We start from the raw sequence: 23,178 nt of genomic DNA on the forward strand, positions 1-23,178 counted from the left end.
GCTATTTGTCCCTACAGGTTCTTGCTGGCTAAATAGCTGTGCACTATTCACACTTAATCAACACCATCATCTGATAAAGTAGTCTTATCATCGAAAACAGGAGTTAATGGATGAAACTTTTCAGTCTGGTGGCGTTAATGTGTTTCAGCTATTCTTGGGCACAAGCTAAAAACATTAGGCAGTTAATATCAGTTGAGCAGCAGGGCTGGCAGAATCTGGTACAGGTACAAGCCAAAAGTAAAGAAGACTTTTTTAAACTCAGTATTTCGCATCACGGTGAATTACTGGAAAGTAATAAAGATGCGCTAACGGTTACCTTAAATCTTACCGACGCACAGCTCGAAAAACTTAACAATCTGGGCTTTGATATCACCGTCGCCGACAGTTGGAAGCAACAGCGTAAAGCGCAGCTGAACCAATTGCTTGACCGTAAGCTTACCAAGCAACTAACAGGTATTCCCAACTACCCATGTTATCCGACGGTGGAAGAAACCTATGCTGATGCCGAACAGTTGGCGACAGACCACAGTACTCTAACGGAGTGGATAGACGTAGGCGATTCCTGGAGCAAAACGCGAGAGCGCGGTGGTTATGATTTAAGGGTATTAAAAATTACCAATCAGTCTGTTACAGATGAAAAGCCCGTATTGTTTGTACACAGCGCTATGCACGCCCGTGAATACACCACCGCAGCACTCAATCTGGCGTTTGCCAAACAACTACTCAACAGCTACGCTACCGATGCAGATACTCGATGGATTGTTGATCATCATGAAGTTCATTTAATGTTTCAGATGAATCCCGATGGTCGAAAGTACGCAGAAACCGGCGTGTTATGGCGCAAAAATGTCAACGATCTTCACTGTCAAAGCTCTCCGGGTATCGATTTGAACCGTAACTTCAGCTACTTTTGGAATTCAACCGATGGCGTTGGCTCCAGTGGCGATGCGTGTGCCAATACTTATCGCGGTCCTTTGGCTGCTTCAGAGCCCGAAACAGAGGTAGTTGAAGCTTATGTGCGCAGTATTTTTAGCGACAATCGGGGCGAAAGCGATTCTGACGCAGCACCTCTCGACACGCCGGGAATGCATATTGATTTACACAGCTACAGTGAGCTGGTTTTATGGCCCTGGGGTCACGATTACGATCCGGCACCTAATGGCCCGCAACTACAAACACTCGGTCGCAAGCTCGCAAGTTTTAATGACTATTATCCAACGCAAAGTACCGGGCTGTATCCGACCGATGGTACCAGCGACGATGTTAGTTATGGTGAGTTGGGTGTTGCGGCGATTACTTTTGAGCTGGGTACTGCGTTTTTTCAATCTTGCGAGGTGTACAACACACAAGTAAAGCCAGATAATCTGGAGGCATTAAAATATGCGGCCAAAGTTGTTCGGGCGCCATATAAGTTGCCTGCTGGCCCCGACCTATTACAGCTGCGAGGAAATACCAGTTCACATCCGCAAATACTTCCTGGTGATACATTATCGATCACGGCAACTGCAGACGACACACGATTCAACAACAGCAATGGTGATGAGCCGACGCAAGATATTACTGCGGTATCGCTTTTTGTCAACACGCCACCTTGGCAGATGGGGACAACCCCGATTCCCATGACCGCCAGTGATAGCAGTTTTAATAGCGGCGTTGAAGCGGTCAGTGCTGAAGTTAATACCACGGGGTGGGCACTTGGTGAGTATGTGATTTATATACAAGCACAAGACAGCGAAGGCAACAATGGACCCGTCAGTGCTTTACTGGTGACCGTTAATAGCAACCAAAGTCCTTTAGCTGATTTCAGTGTAACGTGTGACTCCCTCGATTGTCATTTCGATGCATCCAATAGTAGTGATGACTCATCTATCGAAAGTTACCAATGGCAACTCAGTGACGGCGCTCAGTTAACCGGTGTTACTGCTAATCACCGTTTTGTTGAATCAGGAAGTTACCAGATAACCTTAATAGTAACGGACGACCGAGGCGCAACCGGTGAGCAAAGCATGATGCTAGAAATAACAGCTCCAAATCAGAATCCTGAGGCTGAATTTAGTGTAAGTTGTGAACACCTAAGCTGCACATTGAATGCGTCCAGCAGTACCGATGACACTGCAATAAGCAGTTATGATTGGCAATTAAGCGATGGAGCGTCACTTAGCGGACAAACTGTCAGTCATAGTTTTTCTAATGCTGGTAGCTATTCTGTTGAACTAACCGTAACCGATGACGCAGGCGCAAACGATGTTCGCACACGAAGTATCACCGTTAAAGCAAAATCGTCTAGTGGTGGTGCATTAGTCTGGTTCAGCTTAATGTTTTTAACTTTAATTAGGTATCGAATAAAATACTAACCTTCTTTTTTAAAACGCGGCACAAGCCGCGTTTTAAAAGTTTATAGGTAACAGGGGCGAGCCATTAAAGCTTCATAGCGAATATTTAAAACATTTTTAGTAGGACTAAAAATTGGACACCTTAATCAAAGGAATTGTTAAGCACATCACTTAGCGTTATAGATCAACAGCGTATTAACATTAATTGAGACAGAGTGGTTGAATAACTGGAAATAACTTTTAAGCAAGGTTTTCCTTAATATTAATTGAAAATTAATATCTCAATATAAGAGCTGATTTCAACCGTTTTAGTTGATTTTTAAAACAAAAATACATCTATTGCGTCAATGTACGATACAGATAAGCCCTACCTTAAAGTCCACTTAATATGGCTGTTAATTTCTATCTTTATTAAAGCTTATAAGCAGTTTCAATCTTAGAATATTTTTATTTAACGCTTAGTGACTTTCTCAACGACAAACGTAATTGCGTCGCCTACGCTTTAATTAATAACCGTAGGAACAAGCGAAGTATTACTTTTCGATTAGCACTGAATTTAATGGAGTATTGAGATGATCGGTTCGGAGCGACTGGCGCAGCAATCACGCTTAGGCAATGTATTAATTGAAAAAGGCTGGATAAGTCAGGAGCAATTGGGTGAAGCGCTGGTTTATCAGCATCAACGAGAAACAAAACTCGGTGAGGCGTTAATTGAACTTGGCTTTATAAACCAATCTCAATTGAGTCAAGCGTTAAAGCGCCAAAGCTGGAGTCGTTCTACCATTGCCGGTTTGCTGTTAGCCGCCTCTCAAATGTTTATTGCTGCTTGCAGCAGTGATGGCAGTAAAGAAAACGCTGTTGAAATTACAGCCGTGGCTCACGCGAAACCATCGGTTGATATTACTTCTCCTACGGGTGGTTCCGAGTTTGATCAAAACACAACCGTTACCTTTACCGCAAACGCAAGCAATGCGAACGATGAAAATATTACCGGACAAGTTGTCTGGATTTCGGATATTGATGGTGAGCTGGGCACAGGAGGCTCCATCAGCAAAAGTTTATCGGCGGGCAATCATACCATTATTGCTGAAGTTACTGATTCTAACGGTGCCGAAGCGTCAGAGTCGATTACTATTTCGGTTTCATCGTCGGAAGATTCAGCGCCTGTGGTTTTAATTGGCTCGCCATCAAACAGGTCATCTTTCACTGAAGGTACGGTTATTGAATTTGTGGGGGAAGCAAGCGACTCTGAAGATGGTAATCTTGGCAGTGACATACGTTGGACGTCCAGCATTGATGGTGAGTTGGGCATTGGCGACAGTGTTAACACGACGTTGAGTGCGGGCAGTCATGTCGTTACAGCAAGGGTAACCGATTCAGCTGATAATGAACGATCTCATTCAATACATCTCTCTGTACAAAGTGCTCCCGATATGGCGCCAGTCGTTTCCATTACTTCACCTGGTAATGGTTCTAGCTTTAATGCTGGCGATAATATCGCTTTTACTGCGAATGCATCCGATAACGAAGACGGCAATCTGGGTGCATCGATACAATGGACTTCTAACATTGATGGTAATCTTGGCAGCGGATCCAGTATTACTTCGGCTCTCAGTACCGGCAGCCATGTCATTACTGCAAGCGTAGCGGACTCAAACGGGCAGCAAGTGTCTGAAACCATCAATGTAACCGTTAACAGTGCATCAGCCACTGCGCCTCAGCTTAGTATCACTTCGCCGTCCAGCGGTTCGGAATTTAATTCCGATGAAAGCATTTCGTTTTCTGCTAATGCTTCCGATAACGAAGACGGTAATTTGGGCAGCAGTATCCTTTGGTCATCGAATCTTGATGGTCAGCTGGGGAGTGGCGCCAACATCAGCTCTCAGCTCAGCGCCGGCAGTCATACTATCACCGCATCGGTAAATGACTCGGACGGTAATCAGGTGAATAAGGTGATTCAGTTGACTGTGAATGATGCCTCAAATGTGCCCCCAGAACTTGCTATCACATCACCTTCCAGTGGTGACAGCTTTAATGATGCTGAGGCGATCAGTTTTACCGCGACTGCCAACGATGAAGAAGAGGGCAATATTGGCCATGCCGTACAATGGAATTCGAGCATTGATGGCGATTTTGGCAATGGTGCGAATGTTTCTCATACATTAAGTAGTGGCAGTCATGTGATAACGGCAACTGTAAGCGACACTGAAGGTGAGGCCGTCTCACAAGTGATCAATATAAACGTAACAGAAGCAGAAGACGCTGCTCCTACGGTTGCCATTACTTCGCCTGCTGGCGGTTCCAGTATTCCGGAAAATGAAACGGTGACGTTAACGGCCACTGCTTCCGATGAGGAAGACGGTGATCTGGGAAGCAGTATCGTCTGGTATTCGGATATGGATGGTCAGATTGGCCAAGGCAGTGAAATAAGCCCTGATCTCACAACTGGAGAACATCAGATTACCGCTGAAGTTACCGACTCACAAGGTCAGTTCAGCCAGGCGCAAATTCAAATTACAGTAATCGTGGTTGACGGTGTTGCCGTTGTCAGTTGGCAGCCGCCTGTGTCAAACACCGATGAAACACCATTAAGTGGATTGGCCGGGTTTAAAATCTATTATGGTGATGACCAAAATAATTTAAACAATGTGTTAGTGATCAATGATCCATTGCAATTGTCTTATGATTTTGACTCGCTTATCCAGGGTAAAACTTATTATTTTGCTGTGACAGCCGTTGATATTTACGGAATTGAAAGCAGAAAGTCTGAGGTTGTTTCCAAACAACTTTAACTGAGTGACCATAACGTGCTAAGCAAAATAATGATGTTAATGAACAAAAACTCAAGAGCAATGAATCATAAATATCAATATTAGGTTCGGTTATTTCATTTGTAATGATATGTTACTAAAAATAAACTGTGTTTATATGCATCAATGTGTTCATTAAAAGATATTCTGTTAGCATCCTCATTCGTTTTTATAACATAGAGTTGTTTTATGAAATTTTTTATTGTTAGCTTAATTGTTGTTTTAAACTTTGCTATATCTGGCTGCGCAACGAATGATGTACAGAATTACCCTGACCAGGCGAAATCAGAGCAGCCTAAGCAGGATACAAAGGAAGAAAAAAAGCAGAGGAACTGTCAACCTAAACGTACTGGCTCTCGTATTGGCGGACGCTGTTAAATTAAGCAAAGGTTGTATTTCTATTAAAGCTGCACCTTTAATGAAGTAAAAAGGGCAGCTTTGTGTAGGTTCAAAACTTTAGAGTTTTTCAAATAATTCAAAGCAACTTGTCGATATGTAAAGCCTACAGTTTAATTCTATCTTAATGTTTAGCAATCGGCCGTCACCACAGATACGGTACAGTCTGGATTACCAAACGAATCATAAATTACATAACAGCCCTGATTGGTTGGCACGGAAAAGCCGGGAATGTCATAGCCGATTAATGTGTATTGATTGTTGATCTGACTGATGAGATTGGTGCCAGACAATTCGATAAAATCCAGCATGGTAAGTTGATCAGCAATTTCAGCAACGCTCTCGGGACATAAATTTCGCCAGTCCACTTCTGCTGATCCAAAAGGAAAATTAATAACATAAGCCTGTTGGCCTACGCCACCCGGATTGGTTGCGGCAACTGTCAGTCCTGAGGCCAATGCCTTGGCTTTGGTCATGCCTATGGTTGAACGGAGTCCCCCAGCAATGCCGTTAAGAGTGCTCGCACGAGCGGATGACTGTATATCGATAAATTTACTGGCTGCGACGGTTGAAAGAATGGCTAAGATAGTAATTACAACCACCAGTTCGATCAGGGTAAAACCCCTTGTTTTAACACTGATTCCTGCAAAGCTTTCATGCATTGTTTTTATTGTCCTTATTACTGCAGCACCTACTTAGTATAACCTTAATATAGCAATAGTGAATAGTGTCGAAAGATGTTCCGGTTTATTGCTGGCTCTCTTCGAACTGTCCAATGTTAACTCTCCATTGTTAATGGTTGGTGGCGTTTCCTCCGTTAACATTGAGATTACCGCTCATAACACAAATACTATTGTTTGCTGAACAAAGTTTAAACGGATTTTACCTTGAAATCAGATAGTTAGGTAAGGTTAAAGCGTCATTACTTTATAAAAAGTAGCGGAGAATAATAGACCTGTAAAGTAATTTTGCTCTGTAAACCTCGAGCGGTAATATCCATAGATAGGGCAGTTAGCGAGTGAACACTACAGGGTTGGATAGATAAAATATTAAAGTGTAAAAATTTAGACTTGCTCTTACAGTGCCAATCAAAAGAGTTCTAGACAAACAGACAATATTATTTCGTCATAATTGGCTCTTCTGGTTTTAGAGTGACTCTAATTAAGCTCAAAATCATTCATACCGCACACATCCACTGGCATGGACGCCAGTGGAAGTTATTGTCAGCCATGGAAGGCTGTCAATAACGGTGTGTTGACAGGTATGAGTGATTTTGAGGAACCCGCAGGGCTTAATTGTTGGAGCGTAGGGCCTTTTGCCTTCTTTTTGGCTCTTGAAAAAGAAGGTCGCCCATAAGGGCGAAACAGAGATAATGAAATAAAAGTAGGTGTTAATCTGTTTTTAAATTTATATTTTTAAAATATCGACTGTCCACTTAAATCGTGTTCTTTTCATTTTGCTGCCAGATTGAGTTATACCTTATGCAATTAAAGGAATAAAAAAAGGGACACTCATTTGAGTATCCCTTTTGACGAATGACTAAATGTCTAACTTAGAACTTTTGCTCTAAGCCAACGCCAAACCAGGAGTAGTCCTTGTTGTTTGCGTCATCGGAACTGGTGTAGAAGGTAAACAGTTTGGTTTGCTTGCCAAGCTTAATATCCCAACCCAGAGACGTTGTGTCGTTATCCCAGGTTAATTCATCGCTTTCACCGGTTTGAAGTTTTAATGTGTGGTCGCCAGTTTTATAAGCAATGCTCACCAGTACACCTTCTTCATCGTAAGTGCCGTTATCAAAGTCATTGTAGATAGCGCCGAACGTCCAGTTATCCATTTTATATTGTGTGGTAACACGGGTTGTTTTGGTGTCTTCACCGCTGACGTCATTGTCTTGAGCCAAAGCAACAAAGATATTGTCGTTAGCGTATTCAATTGACATGGAGCTGGCATCCGTTGCATCACGAGTCAAAAGAATATCTGGTGTATTTGGGTCATTGTCATCATCAACCAGAGTCGAATTTTCCAATTCGCCCTTCATTGTCATGGTGGCTAATTTAACTTTTAAACCGCCGGCAAATTTAGGTGAGGTGTATTGGAAAAAGTTATCTGCACGAACTTCACCTTGAAACAGGTTTTTAATGTCGCCTTCAAGGTCATTGAATAAGTCAACTTTACCTTGTGCTTTTTTTAATGGGGTGTCGTGACGCCCTGCAATCACTTCTCCAAAGCCGCCCGCTAAACCAATAAATTGATTACGCGCTTTGATGTTGTCTTTAGAGCCTTTTGATTGGTCGGTAGTGTCCACTTGCCACTCAAGCTTGTAGATTGCTTTTAACGAATCAGACAGCTTCGCTTTACCCTTAAGACCAAAACGCGAGGCATTGCTTTTTAACTCGTTGCCGTCAAGGCTAGCGTCTTCAGTTGATTGATAAGTCACATTGATTTTACCGTAAGGGGTAACGGTAACGTCGTTTGCCAGTGCACTTCCAGAGAAAGCAAGCGCGCCAAAAGTAACTGCCGCAGCAATTGTGTTTTTGTTGAAGTTCATGTTGTTCTCCCAGTTATAAGATTCAATAAAGCGTAATCAATATCGAATTGGCAGCTATACTAATTGAGTTTTGTGACAATTTTATTGCAACTGTCACTTTTTTGAAGCAAAACCATCAACTTGCTTTTTAAATGCCCAGATCCACGGCAGTGATTGCTCATTTCAATCAGCGAACAAGTGCTGTTAAAGACTGGATTGATGGGGTCGTTACTGTGTATGTCATATTTGTGACAGTGAGGCGCAAGGATAAACCAATCAAGAGGCTTTTTGAACCTTTTTAATCAAACAAAAATATCTTTAAAATCAATAAAATAGAGCGCTAATGTTGAGGCAGGCTAAAATTATGACAGACTGTCATATAACTGTCATTTTTTACCTCTACAATGGCCGGCAACTTTAAACAGGTCTGAGATTCATGAACGATTTAAACAACGAATATGACACCGTCAAAGATCGAGTACGTCAACTGCTCGATAAGCAAACCGATAGTGGCCATCACACATTCAGGAAAATCAAAGACTTAGCGGCAAAGCAGGGGATCGCCATTGGCGGTATCTCGGTGATTCTGGCCGTGGTGATGATCTTTTTCTATCTGCTGTATGTGGTGTTTCCAATTTTTAAAAGTGCGGAAATCCTTGAGCAGAAGACCTATCCTGTGGCGGTTGAGTCGTCGGTTTTATGGGGCATGGAAGAATACGGTGAAATTGGCTTTCAATTAAAAGCCGATGGTGTTTTTTCTTATTTTGATGCCCTGACCGGTGACAACCTGTCAACTCACACTCTGTCGCTTGAGCCGGGTGAAACAGTTACTGCTGCTCAGTTTGCCAGCCATGAAGAAAACCTGGTTATTCTGGGGTTATCGTCAGGTCGTATTTTATTGATTAAACAGGCTTTTCGCCTGAGCTACCCCGATGGTGTGCGTAAAATCACGCCGGATATTGAATACCCGTTTGGTCAGGACGGTTATGAGTTACATGATGGCCCGATTAAGAAAATATCTGCAGCAAAAAGCGAAGAGTATTTAAGTATTATCGCATCCGATGGTGATAAAACCATCCGCTACGTTCGTTATATGCTGGAAGAGTCATTCCTGACTGATGAAGTCACTTTATCTGAGCTGAATGATCAAACCATTGACAGCGAAATATCGGCCGATTACCTGTTGCATGATCCCACCGGATCATGGGCTTATGTTATTTCCTCCAAAGGAGAACTGCAGAGTTACTGGATGGAAGATGATGAGCTGGTGAGCAATGAACGCTTATCGTTAACCACTCAAAATGTACAGATTACCGATGTGAAATTTTTGCTGGGTGGTATTTCGTTACTGGTGGGTGATTCCAAAGGTGATATTCATCAATGGTTCCCGGTAAGGGATGAAACCAATACGTATCGGCTGCAAAATATTCGAACCTTTGAGTTCAGCGAACACCCCATCAAAACCATTTATCCTGAAATGCGCCGTAAAGGATTTTTAGCGCTGGACGGTAACAATCAACTGGGTATTTTTTACGCCACTTCTCATCGCACGGTGTTAACCCACACAATGGAAAATTTGACGCCGGAATCCGAGCTGACGATTAATTCAAGAGCCAACCATATTTTGATTTCGGGTAATGGGCAATTACAAAGCTGGCAGGTGGAAAATGAACACCCAGATTTATCCTGGTCGGCGCTTTGGGGCGAAGTCTGGTACGAGAGTTATCCAGAGCCACAATTCACTTGGCAGTCATCGGCTTCTACGACCGATTTTGAAGCCAAGTTTTCTCTGGTGCCGCTAAGTTTCGGTACGTTAAAAGCGGCGTTCTATGCCATGTTATTTGCTATGCCTTTGGCCATTTGTGGCGCAATTTTTACCGCTTATTTTATGGCGCCAAAAATGCGCACCATGGTGAAGCCGACGGTTGAAGTTATGGAAGCATTACCAACGGTTATTTTAGGGTTTATGGCCGGTTTGTGGCTTGCGCCGGTGATGGAAGACAATTTGCCGGGCGTGTTTATGATGCTAATGTTTTTGCCCATTTTTATAGTGGCGTTTGGTTTTGCCTGGCATTACATGCCCTCGGTTATTAAGCACAGCATTCCCGATGGTTGGCAAGCCGCGTTATTGATCCCGGTCATTTTGCTGGTGAGCTGGTTGTGTCTTGAGTTCAGTTATCCCATCGAAAAATTATTATTCGATGGCGACATGAGAGTCTGGCTTGAATCCATGGGGATTGATTATGATCAACGCAACTCATTGGTGGTCGGTATTGCCATGGGCTTTGCGGTTATTCCTACCATTTTTTCCATCGCGGAAGATGCCATCTTCAGTGTGCCACGTCACTTAACCAATGGTTCATTAGCGCTTGGTGCCAGTACCTGGCAGACACTGGTTCGTGTGGTGTTACCTACGGCAAGTCCGGGAATTTTTTCTGCGGTAATGATAGGGCTCGGTCGCGCCGTGGGTGAAACCATGATCGTACTGATGGCGACCGGTAATACGCCGATCATGGAAGCTAATATATTTGAAGGCATGCGAACTTTGTCGGCCAATATTGCGGTAGAGATGCCCGAGTCAGAAGTTGGCTCGTCACATTATCGTGTCTTGTTTTTAGCCGGTTTTGTCTTGTTTGTGTTTACCTTTGTATTTAACACATTGGCTGAAAACATCCGTCATCGTTTGCGTCGCAAATACGGTTCACTTTAACAAATTTCTAATCAGGCTATAAAAATGAGAGAAAAGTTTTTTAAATCAGGTGAACATTGGGTTTGGTTTAATGCCGGCGCAATAGCCATTTCTATCATAATGGTAGTGAGCTTGATCGCATTGATCGCGATTAGAGGTTTGAGCCATTTTTGGCCCGCCAATGTTCATGTGTATCAAACTCAACTGGATAATGGTACTCAGCAATTATCCATGGGTGAATTGTATGATGAAGAAGTGCCCAAGGGCGCTGATCCGGCGGTAGAAAAGCAAATACTGCTAAAAGTGGGCAATCGTGATCTTTATGGTCTGGACTTTCGCTGGTTAAAAGCACGTAACATCACCGATGTTTCCATGCGCGAAGATGTTATGGTGATTGAGCGTCGTGAGTGGGGCAACTTTTACGGGTTTGTTGAAAATGTTCGCTTCGATGGAAAAAACTATTCGGTTAACGATGAGACTTTTTATGAAAAGTTTCAGATGGCCATTGATCGGGCCAATGAGTTGCACGATACGGTAAAGGATTTGGAAAAAGGTGACATTGGCTCCATTAATTATCAGTTGGAGCAACTTCGGCTGGATCGTCGCCGATTAGAACTTGAAAACGAAGCCACCGATGAAGCGTTGGCGGATATTGCTCAACGCGAACAAGCATTAAAAGACGAGTTTGAAGTGTTGCAGGCAGAAATGTTTGCCATCTATGACAAGGCGAATCGCGACAGTGTTGATGTGGTGACCATTGATGGTAAGCCATTAACCATTAAAGCATCCAACATTGTTATGGCGTTGCAGCCAAATCAAATGAGCTGGATTGAAAAAGTAGGACACTATTTTATAAAAGTGGCCGAGTTTATTTTTGATGAGCCCCGTGAAGCGAATACCGAAGGTGGCGTTTTTCCTGCAATTTTTGGCACGGTCATGATGGTTATTTTAATGTCTATCATGGTGACACCTTTTGGTGTGGTCGCTGCAGTTTATTTGCATGAATACGCGAAACAGGGTTTCTTAACTCGTACCATTCGTATCGCGGTGAATAACCTGGCGGGGGTTCCTTCCATTGTTTATGGTGTGTTTGGTCTGGGCTTTTTTGTTTACTTTTTAGGTGGAAGTATTGATGAGCTGTTCTATCCGGAAGCAAAGCCTGCTCCAACGTTTGGCACCTCCGGCTTACTCTGGGCTTCTATTACATTAGCGTTGTTGACACTACCGGTTGTGATTGTTTCAACCGAAGAAGGCTTATCCCGTATTCCCAAATCGATTCGTGAAGGATCATTGGCGTTAGGCGCAACCAAAGTTGAAACTTTATGGCGTACCGTTTTACCCATGGCAAGTCCCGCGATGATGACGGGATTAATTCTTGCCATTGCACGTGCTGCAGGTGAAGTTGCTCCGTTAATGCTGGTCGGTGTGGTAAAGCTGGCACCAACGTTGCCGCTCGATGGTAATGCGCCTTTCATTCATCTGGAACGAAAGTTTATGCATCTGGGCTTTCACATTTATGATGTGGGTTTTCAAAGTCCTAATGTCGAGGCGGCACGGCCATTGGTTTATGCCACCGCATTTTTATTGGTATTGGTAATTATTTTATTGAACATAACCGCAATTAAAATTCGAAATCGATTGCGCGAAAAATACAAGTCACTGGAGCATTAAGTTTGGTTTTTGGAGCAATGGTAACTTGGGCAATTAATTTTGAATCAAAGCAGGTGAAAAGATGACTACAGACGTAACACTCGATTTAACAAAAGAAAACTCTAATGATGGCGTTAATTTTGACGCGGTAAAAGATGAGACGATAGCGCTTAAAGTAGAAGATTTAAATCTTTACTATGATAAGAAACAGGCGCTGAATAATATCAATCTTCATATACCGGAGAAAAAAGTAACGGCGTTTATTGGGCCGAGTGGTTGTGGTAAGTCAACTTTGTTGCGTTGTTTTAACCGTATGAATGATCTGGTCGATATTGCCCGGGTTGAAGGCGCGATAAAACTTCACGATAACAACATCTACGGCAAAGACGTTAATGTGGCAGATTTGCGCCGAAACGTGGGTATGGTATTCCAGAAACCAAATCCATTTCCTAAATCAATTTATGAAAATGTTGCTTACGGATTAAGACTTCAAGGGATTAATAAACGCAGCGTATTGGATGAAGTGGTTGAGTGGGCATTAAAAGGTGCCGCGCTTTGGGACGAAGTAAAAGACCGTCTGGATGAAAACGCATTAGGATTATCCGGTGGTCAGCAACAACGACTGGTCATTGCGCGCTCCATTGCGGTACAACCGGAAGTATTATTGCTGGATGAGCCTGCGTCAGCACTGGATCCTATATCAACTCTTAAAATTGAAGAGTTGATCCATGATCTTAAAGATCAATACACCATTGTCATAGTGACACACAACATGCAGCAAGCGGCTCGTGTGTCTGACTATACGGCATTTATGTTTATGGGTGATCTGGTAGAGTTTGATGAAACCGATGTGATTTTTACCAATCCTCGTAAAAAGAAAACCGAAGATTATATTACCGGACGTTATGGTTAGTGGTTATGTTGTCTATCAGCCATATTAAAAATTTAAACACTGCTATTAAAGGTGGTTAGTAACATGGATAAAAGTCTATTTACCAAACATATATCGCAAAAGTTCAATCAGGAACTGGAAAACGTGCGACAACGCGTGTTAACCATGGGCGGTATGGTTGAAGAACAAATTGGCGACTCACTGGAAGCTTTGGCATCGCTTGATTCAAATTTATGTAAAAAAGTTATTGAGCGTGATGAAAAAGTGAATGCTTACGAAGTGAGCATTGATGAAGAGTGTGCTCGCATATTGGCTAAACGACAACCGGCAGCCGGTGATTTGCGATTGGTGGTTGCCATTATTAAAACCATCACAGACCTGGAACGTATTGGTGATGAAGCGGAAAAAATTGCCCACATGGCAAATCACATTGCTTTATCGCTTGAAGATTCCATGCCATCGAAAAAACAGTTTGGTGCGGTTATGCATTTGGGCAGCCATGTAAAAACCATGTTAAATGAAGCGCTAGATGCGTTTGCTCGACTCGACGTGGAAGCAGCGTTAAAAGTTGCGCAAAAAGAAACAACGGCGGATAAAGAATATAACGCAATCACTCGCCAACTGATCACTTATATGATGGAAGATCCTCGCAGCATAACTTCGGCTCTGGATGTTATGTGGTCGGCCCGTGCACTGGAACGAATTGGTGATCACGCGCGAAATATTTGTGAGTACGTAATTTATCTGGTTGAAGGTAAAGATGTACGTCATGTAAGTCTTGAAGAAATGGAAAAGCTGGCGCAAGGGCGTCAGGAGTAATACTGAAATTTAGGGTTGTGATGTTCTAATTTATATTAATGGAAAGTGACAATTAAAGGTTAAGTTATGAGTGCAACAATAATGGTTGTAGAAGACGAGCGCGACATTCGAGAGATGCTGGTTTTCTCACTCGAGCAAGCTGGATATTCAACACTTCAGGCAGGAACGGCTGAAAAAGCCTTATCACTGCTGCAGGAAGAAACTATTCCTGATTTGTTACTGGTAGACTGGATGTTGCCTGGTGCATCAGGCATTGAAATGACCCGTAAGGTTAAAAAAAATAATCAGTTTAAAGAAGTGCCGGTGATTATGTTAACGGCACGAGGGGAAGAAGACGACCGAATTAAAGGGCTGGATGCCGGTGCTGACGATTACGTAATAAAACCTTTTTCACCTCGAGAATTAATGGCGCGTATTCGAGCAGTACTCAGAAGAACCGACCCCAGCGTTTCTGAAGAAAAAGTCATTGAGTCAGGACGATTAAAAGTGGATACCGCCAGCTACCGGGTATCCGTTGAAGGGCAAACCGTTAAAATGGGGCCAACCGAATACAAACTGATGTTGTTTTTTCTGGAGCATCAAGAACGTGTCTTTACCCGTGGTCAATTACTTGATTCCGTTTGGGGGCATCAGGTGATAGTCGAAGAACGTACGGTGGATGTTCACATACGACGTTTACGTAAAGCGCTTGCGCCCTACGGTATTGAGAATTATGTGCAAACTGTGCGTGGTGCTGGGTATCGCTTTTCACATCGTAGTTAATCGCTAAGTCGATGAATAAGTGGCAACAAAGGAGACGTAATGAGTAGCTTTCGCTATTGGGGTGTCGAGATTTGGTTTGTCTCTTTAATTTCATCGGTTGCGATTTTAATTGGTCTGTTTACAGGCTATACCGGCGAGATTTTATTTTTGCTGGTAGCCGCTTATCTGGCCTGGCATTTACGACAAATTTATCGATTAAAATATTGGCTCACCAAGTCCCGTGATCTTTACCCGCCAGATTCGCAAGGGATCTGGAGTGATATTTTTCACAGCATTTACTTATTACAAAAACGCAATCGTAAATCGAGAAAGCGTTTAACCAACATACTCAGTGAATTTCGAGCGTCAACGGCAGCCTTGCCTGATGGTGCCATTGTGTTGGGGAAGCTGAGCGACATTATCTGGTTTAACCGCTCCGCTGAACTGCTGCTTGGTTTTAATACGAAACAGGATATTGGTCAACGCATTAGTAACTTGATCCGAAACCCTCGGTTTGTGAATTATTTAAACAGTGGTGATTACAGCCTGCCCATTGAAATGACCTCGCCAATTGACGATGACGTTAAATTGAGTTTTCGGTTAACCACCTATAATAAAAATCAACGATTACTGATTGTTCGTAACATCAGTCGAATTTATCAACTGGAAAAAATTCGTCAGGACTTTGTGGCCAATGTATCCCATGAACTTAGAACGCCATTAACGGTGGTTAATGGCTACGTTGAAATCTTCGCTGACTCCAAAGATCAATTGCCAGCATTTTTTGGTCGCCCTATCGATCAAATGGGGCAGCAGGTTTTGCGTATGCGTTCACTGGTGGATGATTTATTAACCTTATCGAAACTGGAGTCGGGCGATGATGCCTCGCGAAACGATAAAGTTAAGCCTCATATTGTGCTTAAACGAATTGCCGAAGAAGCACGGGCTTTAAGTGATAGTAAACACACCATTGAGTTTAAGTGTGATACCGAATCTGCCATTCTTGGTAACGAAAAAGAGCTGCACAGTGCTTTCTCTAACTTGGTGTTTAATGCCGTTAGGTACACTCCAGAAGGCGGCACGATTACTATCGGCTGGCAACAGGATCATCAGGGTTTAAAAATGTCGGTACAGGACACCGGGCCCGGAATTGATGCTGTACATATCCCAAGACTCACCGAACGTTTTTATCGTGTGGATGATGGCCGAGATCGCGAAGTGGGCGGAACTGGGCTTGGCCTTGCTATTGTGAAACATATACTGGAAGGGCATGGTTCTGAGCTGCGCATTGAAAGCGAGCTGGGTCGTGGCAGTTGTTTTTATTGTTACTTTATTGCTGCTGACTGAGTATAAGAATCAAAAGTTGATTGTTAAAGTTATTTGAAAAACTTTTAATCCACAGTAAAAGCGTTAAAAAAGCGCGATAAAAGTGTCACATAAGGCTTAATAACATCAAGCAATAGTCTTCTAACCTGTTGATAAATCAATTAAATTATATTTTTTCTAATCTGTCATAAAAACGAAATATAACCACCTTACTATGGACGCATCCAAGTTAAGGGTACAACAAATTAAATTTTGGGAGAGTATGATGAAATTATTTAAAAATATTGCCATTGCTGCCGGTATGTCGGCTGCTCTGGTTAGCACATCAGTTAACGCTGGTGCAGAAGTTGATAAGAACTTGCCAACTTACGAAAAAACCAGTGGTATTTCTGGTAACTTATCGTCGGTTGGTTCCGATACATTAGCAAATCTTATGACCTTCTGGGCAGAAGAATATAAGCGCATGTATCCGAATGTGAACATTCAAATTCAGGCGGCTGGATCCTCTACGGCACCTCCTGCGTTAACGCAAGGAACCTCTAATTTTGGCCCAATGAGCCGTCAAATGAAATCTAAAGAATCGGCTGCGTTTGAGAAAAAGCACGGTTATAAGCCGATGGCTATACCGGTTGCGATTGACGCCCTGGCGGTTTACGTCAACAAAGATAACCCAATTGAAGGGTTAACCATTCCACAGGTTGACGCTATTTTTTCTTCAACCCGTAAATGTAAAGCCGATGCTGACATTTCCAACTGGGACGCATTAGGTATTAAAGATTTGGGTGATATTCAATTATTTGGTCGTAACTCAGTGTCAGGTACTTACGGTTACTTCAAAAAGAAAGCGCTTTGTAAGGGCGATTTTAAAAACAGTGTTAATGAACAGCCAGGTTCCGCTGCTGTTGTACAGGCCATCAGTCAGTCTAAAAATGGCATTGGCTACTCAGGTATTGGTTACATCACTTCCGGTGTTCGACTGGTGCCTCTTGCGAAAAAAGAAGGTCAACCGTTTGTTGCAGCAACCCCTGAGAATGCATTAAATGGAAAATTCCCTCTGAGCCGTTACTTGTATATGTACGTGAACAAGCATCCTAATAAACCATTGCAGCCACTTGAGCGTGAGTTTATTAAAATGGTGTTGTCGAAAGTTGGTCAGGAAATCGTTGTTAAAGATGGTTATGTACCTTTACCTGCCAATGTTGCAGAAAAGATTTTGAATCAAATTTAAATAACTTTCAGTCTGAATATCGTTCAGTCTAAAAAGACGTCCAGTCTGCAAAACGTTCGTCAATAAAAAGTTGTATGTTAAGCCCGCCTTATGGCGGGCTTTTTTATGGATGAACGAATGATCATAAATTCAGTTTAAGAATAAAAACTCGGCAAAGCCTGACATATTTTGTAATAAATAGCGCAGAGCGATGACTAGGGAGTTATTAATAATGCAAGGAGAGTTTTATGGTTTTAGCAATCATTTCGATTATTTTATTAGTAGTTGGTATCGGATCTGTCTTTTTTAATAAGGCGATTCCTGGAATAAAAGGATCCGCTGATAATCAGGGGAGGGCTTTAGCCGGCCGATTATTAGGTATTGTATTACTATTACTTGGCGGACTTGGTTTCTTTACCCGTTCGTTCTTAATCATTGACTCCAATGAAATTGGTCATTTAAAAAAGATATATCTGGGCAGCGACTTACCGGTGGGGAAAATTATTGCAACCGATGGTGAAAAAGGGCCCCAGGCTGATATTTTAGGTCCCGGTTTTCACTTTAAATTTTTAGTTAATGTTTTATACGATTCTGATAAATTAGACGTAGTGGTTGTTCCTGATGGCTCTTATGCAGAGTTAATTGCCACTGATGGAGAACCATTGCGTCCCGGGCAGTTTATTGCAGATGAATGGCCGGAAGAAAAATTTAAAAGTATGATGGATGCTACTTACTTTCTTACCGAAGGAAACGGACAAAAAGGGCCGCAGTTAACCATTTTGCCTCCGGGTAAATATCGTATTAATCGTTATTTGTTTGATATAAAAATGCACCGAGCGCTGGATGTTCCTGCCGGGCATGTGGCGGTAATCCGTTCCAATGTGGCTGAGCAAAATAAAAATTGCCCAGATGTTATTCAGGCGGCGGTAGGAGAGGCTAACTCTAAATTGGCAACGCCGATTGTTCCAAAAGGCTGTATTGGTGTTTGGAACGAGCCTTTGCCTCCCGGTAAATATTATCTGAATCAAAAAGCTTATGTGCCCACAATTATTCCAACGCGCATTCAAACCTGGACCTATAAAGGTGGGTATACCGAACGCGCGGTAAAGCTGGCATTAAACGATGATGGCAGCATTCTGCAAAAATTTACTGAAAAAGAAATTCCTATTCCAGATAGCGCTGCGGATAAAGCGATTAATGTTCGAGTTGAAGGCTGGGTTGTTCCGGTAGACGCCAGAATTCTGGTGTCCGTACAACCCAAGTTTGCGCCTATGGTGGTTGCAACGGTGGGTGACTTAACAGCCGTTGAGGATAAAATTATCACGCCAGCGATTCGGGATATTCTAAGAACCATTGGTGGCCATCCTGAACGCAAAGCGCTCGACTTTATTGAAAAGCGTGATGATTTGGCGAAAGCGGTTGAGGAATCCATCGTTAAAGAAGGTCTTAAAGCCGGTGTTTCGATACAGGAAGTTCGGTTGGGTGAGCCCTCAATTCCACCAGAGTTAATGGTGGCCCGATTGCGTGAACAGTTGGCGAACCAATTGAAAAAAACCTACCTTGAAGAGCAAAAAACGCAAAATGAGCGAATTAAAGTTGAGCGTGAACGTGCTTCTGCTAACCAGCAATCGGTATTAGTGGCGGCTGAAATTGCCAAGCAGGCGGCTGAGTTTAAGAAAGAACAGTTACGCTTAGAAGGTGAAGGTGAAAAGTTGCGACTGGTCGAAATTGCTCAGGGACAAAAAGCACAAGCCAAAGTACTGGGTGAAGATCGGGTACTTCAATTGCAGTTGCTAAAAGAAATTTTAGCCGTAGCGAAAGAAAATCCGGATATTATTAAAGTGCCGACGGTGCAAGTGTCTGGTGGAGCCAGTTCGTTAGAAGGCGCAGCAGCGGTATTGGGAGCGTCTAACTTTGGTCAGATGATGAAAACAAAGCCGAAAGGTAAATGAGTCTATTGAGCGACTGATAAAAATACGCCAATGCAGTATTTACTTTGACTGTATTGGCGCTTTTTCCTGACTACTAATATTTGTCTCGACGTTTATTTAAGCCGCTGTGCGATCAGCGGCTTTTTATCATCTTCACTAAAGGTTACTTCTAAAGGTTTATTTTGTTTTGTCATTTTAAATGACAACCCTTCTGTTTCACCCCAACCCAAAAATGTAAACTGGTGGTTATCTTTCGGGATCATTAACGACATAAAGTCATCTTTATGAAAGGCGTATAAATGAGTGCCATCAGAAAATATTTTTAACAAGCTGTCATCGGCAAACCGGTAGTCGCCAATATAGTTCTGTTGCTGTTGTGTCGTTAGTGTAGGGTAACTCGCTTGTTTGACCTTTATGGCCCAGTTTATTCTCGGTATCAGACGCTCTGTTGGTAGCCAGTCTGGGTATTTTCCACCGTGAAACCAGGTCAGTAGTGCAATCGATTTGGGGTGTTCGCTGATCTCTTTCGCGGTCTTTCCTTCATCGTTTAATGCGGTGACATGGGTTAACCATTCATCGACTTTTTTACGATAAGTTCTCACATGATTTATATCGGTGATGTCAACGTGGCCCGGTACAATGGCCGTATTGTCGTCTCCTAACTCGTTCAATAAATTAATTATTGAGCGGTGACTCCAAAGGCCCAGTACACCAATACTTGGTCCCCAATTGGTCGCATGGTTATCACCGGTAAAGATAACATTGCTGTTGTCGAGTTTGACGATAACGTCGTTCCAGGTATGTGATTTAACATGGTAAAGATCGAATTGTTCAGTTGCAGTGTTTAACTGGTAACGATCGTTAAATTGTAATTCACGTTCAGCACCTGCGTATTCGGTGTACTCGCCAATCAGGTAGGGTAAGTAGTTGGGATATATAATGGTTGCTCCTTCTTTGACAAAGGCTTCATTACCGCCTCTGTGATCCTTATGCTGATGTGTGTTGATAACGTACTTGATGGATTTGTTGGATAACTTGCGAATGGCGTTAATCAGCCGCTGGCCAGATTGCTGATTCATGGCATCAATAACCACAATGTAGTCGTTATCAATATACACTCCTGCGTTAGCGCCAAGTCCGTTGCCACCATGAAATACCCAAAGTCGTTCGTTTATCTGGGTGGTTGTAATATCTGTGACCTTGGCGATTAAATGGCCAGATGCACAAATAGCAACAAGGCACAGCAGTGCAATCATTTTGCTTCGAGTAAAGATATTCAAGGTATTGTCCTTTTGGTTATTAGATACAAGTTAAATAGTAAAGCTGGCAATGCTTCTTTTTTAAGTGGTAATGACCTACATACACTGGACGATAATTTTGGAGCTTACGATCGTCTCAACGGTCAGGATGTATGCAGTCAACACACAAATGCCAGCATTACGATTATTTCAGTCAGGTGCATGAATAATGGATGAAAAAAACCTGATTTTTTTCTGATTTAGTGAGGTTGTTGTTTGATAATCAGGCATTCACATTGGCCTGTATCGTTAGTGTGCCCGGCAACTGTGGTAAAGTTAAAACTTTATGGTGACTGTTAATCAAGCAACCGAGACAGACAATGAATAAATCTTTTTGGCTAGAGGATATTTGTGCCGACCCATCGAGGAATTTAATTATTCGTGATGGACAGCCTTATGCTCTACCACCAAAAACATTGGAAGTGTTACTTTATTTGGCTCAACGTCCGGGGCAGGTGTTGAGTCAGGATTTAATTCTGCAGGATGTCTGGCCAGGTCGGGTTGTGTCGAATAATTCATTGCAACGTTGCATTACTCAATTGCGAAAAGCTCTGGGTGACAATGGTAAGCATCAACGAATGATTAAAACTCATTCCAAAAGAGGTTACAGTCTTGAGGTACCAGTATACTGGGAGGCGCCTTCTCATGATGCGCCCAAAATGTCAGGCGACAACCAGCAAGATTGCTCTGCACAGATAGTTGATCCAAATCTAGATACTATAACCTCTAATCGCTCAGATAAGACGAAACAGTCGGCTTGGCAAACCTATAAGTTAAAAAGTGTGTACACCGCGGGCATTGCTGGTTTGCTGTTGTTTGCTATTTACTTTATGAACGGGCTCTTTAAGGGCGGTTTCACTGAACGAGCCGGTGAATTAGTTTTTTCTACAATGCAGCCGTTAACCTCCAGTGATGCCAAAGAGTTTGATGCCAATTACTCACCCAACGGTCAATACGCGGTTTTTCATCGTTATACCGGACAGTGTGTGAATAATCTTTGGGTGAAAGATTTAGCGACAGAAAAAGAGTGGTCTTTAACCAATGATTTTGGTCGTTACGGCAGTCACAGCTTTTCACCCGATGGCGAAAAACTGGTTTTTCTTGCGCGGGAAGAATGTGGTGAAAAGCCTTTAATAAATACTTGTTTTCATTTAATGACGTTAAATTTTAAAGCTGCGCTGTCCGAGCCTCAGTTTCCTGAAACACTATTGTCTTGTTCGGATGCAAAACTTTCGTCACCACATTGGTTAAAGGATAGCAGTGTTGTTTTTTTACAGAGCAAAGCGGGTGAATCGAGTCAAATTATCAAGTATATACCCGAACAAAATATCACCATTAATTTATATAAACCGACAAATAAGCGGTTGCTGCATTTAAGTTATTCCATTGATCATAATCTAATGGCCGCTATAGCGATCGATCAAAACAACCAATATGTTCTGGAGTTACTGGAACCGTCTGGTCAGGTGTTGTCTTCTTCACCGTTGATCTGGCCATCGAGTAACCCGTTACGTCAGGCGATTTATCCCAGATTTGATCCGGGAAAGGAGCAGTTACTGTTTTCAACGGGAACCCAGTTATTCATCTTAAGTTTTTATGGTCAAATAAAGCCGGTCACGGTGGCGTTGAATCAACACCTGTACCAGCCATTGTTGCATCCTGATGGACAGCGGTTATTGGCGAGTCATGGAGTGGTTGATGGCGATATTGCGTTACTTGACCTTCTAGAATCAAAACAGCCCAGCTCTGAAATGTTTTCTGATAAATCAAAGAATAGTGTTTTTCTGAATCAACCTCACCCAAGTTTTGAGCGATCAATTTACGACGATGCTGACGCTATTTTTCAGCCTAATGGCGACATGATTGCTTTTAGTTCTTTGCGTTCTGGAACTCGGCAAATTTGGCTACATCATAAAGAATCATCCTGGCCAGTGACACAATTTAATAGAGATAGTCATATTAATGGGTTTAGCTGGCATCCCGAGATTGAATGGTTATTGATTGCTGCCAATGGACAACTCTATCGTATGGATGTCGATGGTAATTACTTAACCATTGAGTCGGCGGGTATTGTTACTCAGTTGATGGGTTGGGTGAGTGAGGATATCGCTTTATTGTCAGAACTTTTTCAGGGTGAAGAACAATTAGTATTGTTCAATCTTAAAACCCAGGCACGAAAAATTATTGTTGAACAAGCTGTTTTATGGGCAGAGCAGTTGGTCAATGGTGACGTAATTTTTCAGGATGATCAGTATCAAATTTGGCGTCATCCGAAAGGATCGATAGAAGCTTACAAAATAGAGCGCTTGTCGGGTATGAATGATGCGCGCCGATTTACAGCAGAAGCAAACACTTTGTATGGCATCAGTGACGATGCCCGACTTTGGTCCTATCAGGTTGATACTGAACAGTTTCAGTACCACAGAAGGGTGAGTCATCTGGTTAACTATATTAGTGATAAACGTGATGATCAGATACTGGTGAAGCAGGCTATTTCAGCAAAAAAAGAAGTCATCGAGCTAATCGCGCCAGATTAATCCACTAAAGATCGCCTGAGTC

Annotated in this window: 16 protein-coding genes; 13 read left to right on the top strand and 3 right to left on the bottom strand. The window is 42.6% G+C overall.

All coding sequences use genetic code 11. The annotated features are described in order from the left end of the window. The first annotated feature begins 110 nt into the window (after positions 1-110). The 3 genes from C8D97_RS00140 (at position 111) to C8D97_RS00150 (ending at position 5,521) form a co-directional block, all read left to right on the top strand. The gene (locus C8D97_RS00140) at positions 111-2,354 is read left to right on the top strand and encodes a M14 family zinc carboxypeptidase (protein WP_109761308.1); all 2,244 of its coding nucleotides are present in this window, start codon (positions 111-113) and stop codon (positions 2,352-2,354) included. 551 nt (positions 2,355-2,905) lie between these two features. Beyond that, entirely contained in the window at positions 2,906-5,125 is a 2,220-nt protein-coding gene (locus C8D97_RS00145; protein WP_109761309.1) for an Ig-like domain-containing protein, read from the top strand. A 207-nt stretch (positions 5,126-5,332) separates the two neighbouring features. Further along, positions 5,333-5,521, top strand: a complete 189-nt coding sequence (locus C8D97_RS00150) for a hypothetical protein (protein WP_109761310.1) — start codon at positions 5,333-5,335, stop codon at positions 5,519-5,521. 149 nt (positions 5,522-5,670) lie between these two features. On the opposite strand, the gene C8D97_RS00155 is transcribed toward C8D97_RS00150, so the two are convergent. Further along, entirely contained in the window at positions 5,671-6,201 is a 531-nt protein-coding gene (locus C8D97_RS00155; RefSeq protein WP_109761311.1) for a pilus assembly FimT family protein, read from the bottom strand. A 538-nt stretch (positions 6,202-6,739) separates the two neighbouring features. Here C8D97_RS00155 and C8D97_RS18075 point away from each other — a divergent pair. Next, positions 6,740-6,895 carry a hypothetical protein gene (locus C8D97_RS18075; RefSeq protein ID WP_170115089.1) on the top strand — a complete coding sequence of 52 codons (156 nt, stop codon included), beginning with the start codon at positions 6,740-6,742 and terminating at the stop codon, positions 6,893-6,895. Between the two features lie 196 nt (positions 6,896-7,091). Here C8D97_RS18075 and C8D97_RS00160 read toward each other — a convergent pair whose 3' ends face one another. Continuing rightward, positions 7,092-8,087, bottom strand: a complete 996-nt coding sequence (locus tag C8D97_RS00160) for a porin (protein WP_109761312.1) — start codon at positions 8,085-8,087, stop codon at positions 7,092-7,094. A gap of 415 nt (positions 8,088-8,502) precedes the next feature. Between C8D97_RS00160 and C8D97_RS00165 the strand changes: the two genes are divergently transcribed. From C8D97_RS00165 to C8D97_RS00200, 8 genes are all read left to right on the top strand, one after another. Further along, on the top strand, positions 8,503-10,776 hold the full coding sequence (locus tag C8D97_RS00165; protein ID WP_109761313.1) for an ABC transporter permease subunit: 2,274 nt from the start codon (positions 8,503-8,505) through the stop codon (positions 10,774-10,776). 24 nt (positions 10,777-10,800) lie between these two features. After that, the gene (gene pstA, locus C8D97_RS00170; RefSeq protein WP_210204802.1) at positions 10,801-12,426 is read left to right on the top strand and encodes a phosphate ABC transporter permease PstA; all 1,626 of its coding nucleotides are present in this window, start codon (positions 10,801-10,803) and stop codon (positions 12,424-12,426) included. A gap of 61 nt (positions 12,427-12,487) precedes the next feature. Further along, complete coding sequence (gene pstB / locus C8D97_RS00175; RefSeq protein ID WP_109761315.1) at positions 12,488-13,318, top strand: phosphate ABC transporter ATP-binding protein PstB; 831 nt, start codon at positions 12,488-12,490, stop codon at positions 13,316-13,318. A gap of 63 nt (positions 13,319-13,381) precedes the next feature. Further along, positions 13,382-14,116 carry a phosphate signaling complex protein PhoU gene (gene phoU, locus C8D97_RS00180; RefSeq protein ID WP_109761316.1) on the top strand — a complete coding sequence of 245 codons (735 nt, stop codon included), beginning with the start codon at positions 13,382-13,384 and terminating at the stop codon, positions 14,114-14,116. Positions 14,117-14,182: 66 nt separating this feature from the next. Beyond that, positions 14,183-14,878, top strand: coding sequence for a phosphate regulon transcriptional regulator PhoB (gene phoB, locus C8D97_RS00185; RefSeq protein ID WP_109761317.1), 696 nt, complete (start codon positions 14,183-14,185; stop codon positions 14,876-14,878). A gap of 39 nt (positions 14,879-14,917) precedes the next feature. Further along, positions 14,918-16,204 carry a phosphate regulon sensor histidine kinase PhoR gene (gene phoR / locus C8D97_RS00190; protein ID WP_109761318.1) on the top strand — a complete coding sequence of 429 codons (1,287 nt, stop codon included), beginning with the start codon at positions 14,918-14,920 and terminating at the stop codon, positions 16,202-16,204. 244 nt (positions 16,205-16,448) lie between these two features. After that, on the top strand, positions 16,449-17,411 hold the full coding sequence (locus C8D97_RS00195; protein WP_109761319.1) for a PstS family phosphate ABC transporter substrate-binding protein: 963 nt from the start codon (positions 16,449-16,451) through the stop codon (positions 17,409-17,411). A 227-nt stretch (positions 17,412-17,638) separates the two neighbouring features. After that, positions 17,639-19,342 carry an SPFH domain-containing protein gene (locus tag C8D97_RS00200; RefSeq protein ID WP_109761320.1) on the top strand — a complete coding sequence of 568 codons (1,704 nt, stop codon included), beginning with the start codon at positions 17,639-17,641 and terminating at the stop codon, positions 19,340-19,342. A 92-nt stretch (positions 19,343-19,434) separates the two neighbouring features. Here the strand turns inward: C8D97_RS00200 and C8D97_RS00205 are convergent, their stop codons facing one another. Then, positions 19,435-20,601, bottom strand: a complete 1,167-nt coding sequence (locus tag C8D97_RS00205; protein ID WP_146196050.1) for an MBL fold metallo-hydrolase — start codon at positions 20,599-20,601, stop codon at positions 19,435-19,437. Between the two features lie 338 nt (positions 20,602-20,939). Here C8D97_RS00205 and C8D97_RS00210 point away from each other — a divergent pair, with 338 nt between their 5' ends. Then, positions 20,940-23,156 carry a winged helix-turn-helix domain-containing protein gene (locus C8D97_RS00210; protein ID WP_109761322.1) on the top strand — a complete coding sequence of 739 codons (2,217 nt, stop codon included), beginning with the start codon at positions 20,940-20,942 and terminating at the stop codon, positions 23,154-23,156. Positions 23,157-23,178 lie beyond the last annotated feature (22 nt).

This window comes from Pleionea mediterranea, assembly GCF_003148745.1.
Classification (GTDB): Bacteria; Pseudomonadota; Gammaproteobacteria; order Enterobacterales; family Kangiellaceae; genus Pleionea; species Pleionea mediterranea.

Bases quoted from the DNA above. Each gene is read 5' to 3' on its own strand.
- C8D97_RS00140 (WP_109761308.1), top strand. From the start codon at position 111: ATGAAACTTTTCAGTCTGGTGGCGTTAATGTGTTTCAGCTATTCTTGG.
- C8D97_RS00145 (WP_109761309.1), top strand. From the start codon at position 2,906: ATGATCGGTTCGGAGCGACTGGCGCAGCAATCACGCTTAGGCAATGTA.
- C8D97_RS00150 (WP_109761310.1), top strand. From the start codon at position 5,333: ATGAAATTTTTTATTGTTAGCTTAATTGTTGTTTTAAACTTTGCTATA.
- C8D97_RS00155 (WP_109761311.1), bottom strand. From the start codon at position 6,201: ATGCATGAAAGCTTTGCAGGAATCAGTGTTAAAACAAGGGGTTTTACC.
- C8D97_RS18075 (WP_170115089.1), top strand. From the start codon at position 6,740: ATGGACGCCAGTGGAAGTTATTGTCAGCCATGGAAGGCTGTCAATAAC.
- C8D97_RS00160 (WP_109761312.1), bottom strand. From the start codon at position 8,087: ATGAACTTCAACAAAAACACAATTGCTGCGGCAGTTACTTTTGGCGCG.
- C8D97_RS00165 (WP_109761313.1), top strand. From the start codon at position 8,503: ATGAACGATTTAAACAACGAATATGACACCGTCAAAGATCGAGTACGT.
- pstA (WP_210204802.1), top strand. From the start codon at position 10,801: ATGAGAGAAAAGTTTTTTAAATCAGGTGAACATTGGGTTTGGTTTAAT.
- pstB (WP_109761315.1), top strand. From the start codon at position 12,488: ATGACTACAGACGTAACACTCGATTTAACAAAAGAAAACTCTAATGAT.
- phoU (WP_109761316.1), top strand. From the start codon at position 13,382: ATGGATAAAAGTCTATTTACCAAACATATATCGCAAAAGTTCAATCAG.
- phoB (WP_109761317.1), top strand. From the start codon at position 14,183: ATGAGTGCAACAATAATGGTTGTAGAAGACGAGCGCGACATTCGAGAG.
- phoR (WP_109761318.1), top strand. From the start codon at position 14,918: ATGAGTAGCTTTCGCTATTGGGGTGTCGAGATTTGGTTTGTCTCTTTA.
- C8D97_RS00195 (WP_109761319.1), top strand. From the start codon at position 16,449: ATGAAATTATTTAAAAATATTGCCATTGCTGCCGGTATGTCGGCTGCT.
- C8D97_RS00200 (WP_109761320.1), top strand. From the start codon at position 17,639: ATGGTTTTAGCAATCATTTCGATTATTTTATTAGTAGTTGGTATCGGA.
- C8D97_RS00210 (WP_109761322.1), top strand. From the start codon at position 20,940: ATGAATAAATCTTTTTGGCTAGAGGATATTTGTGCCGACCCATCGAGG.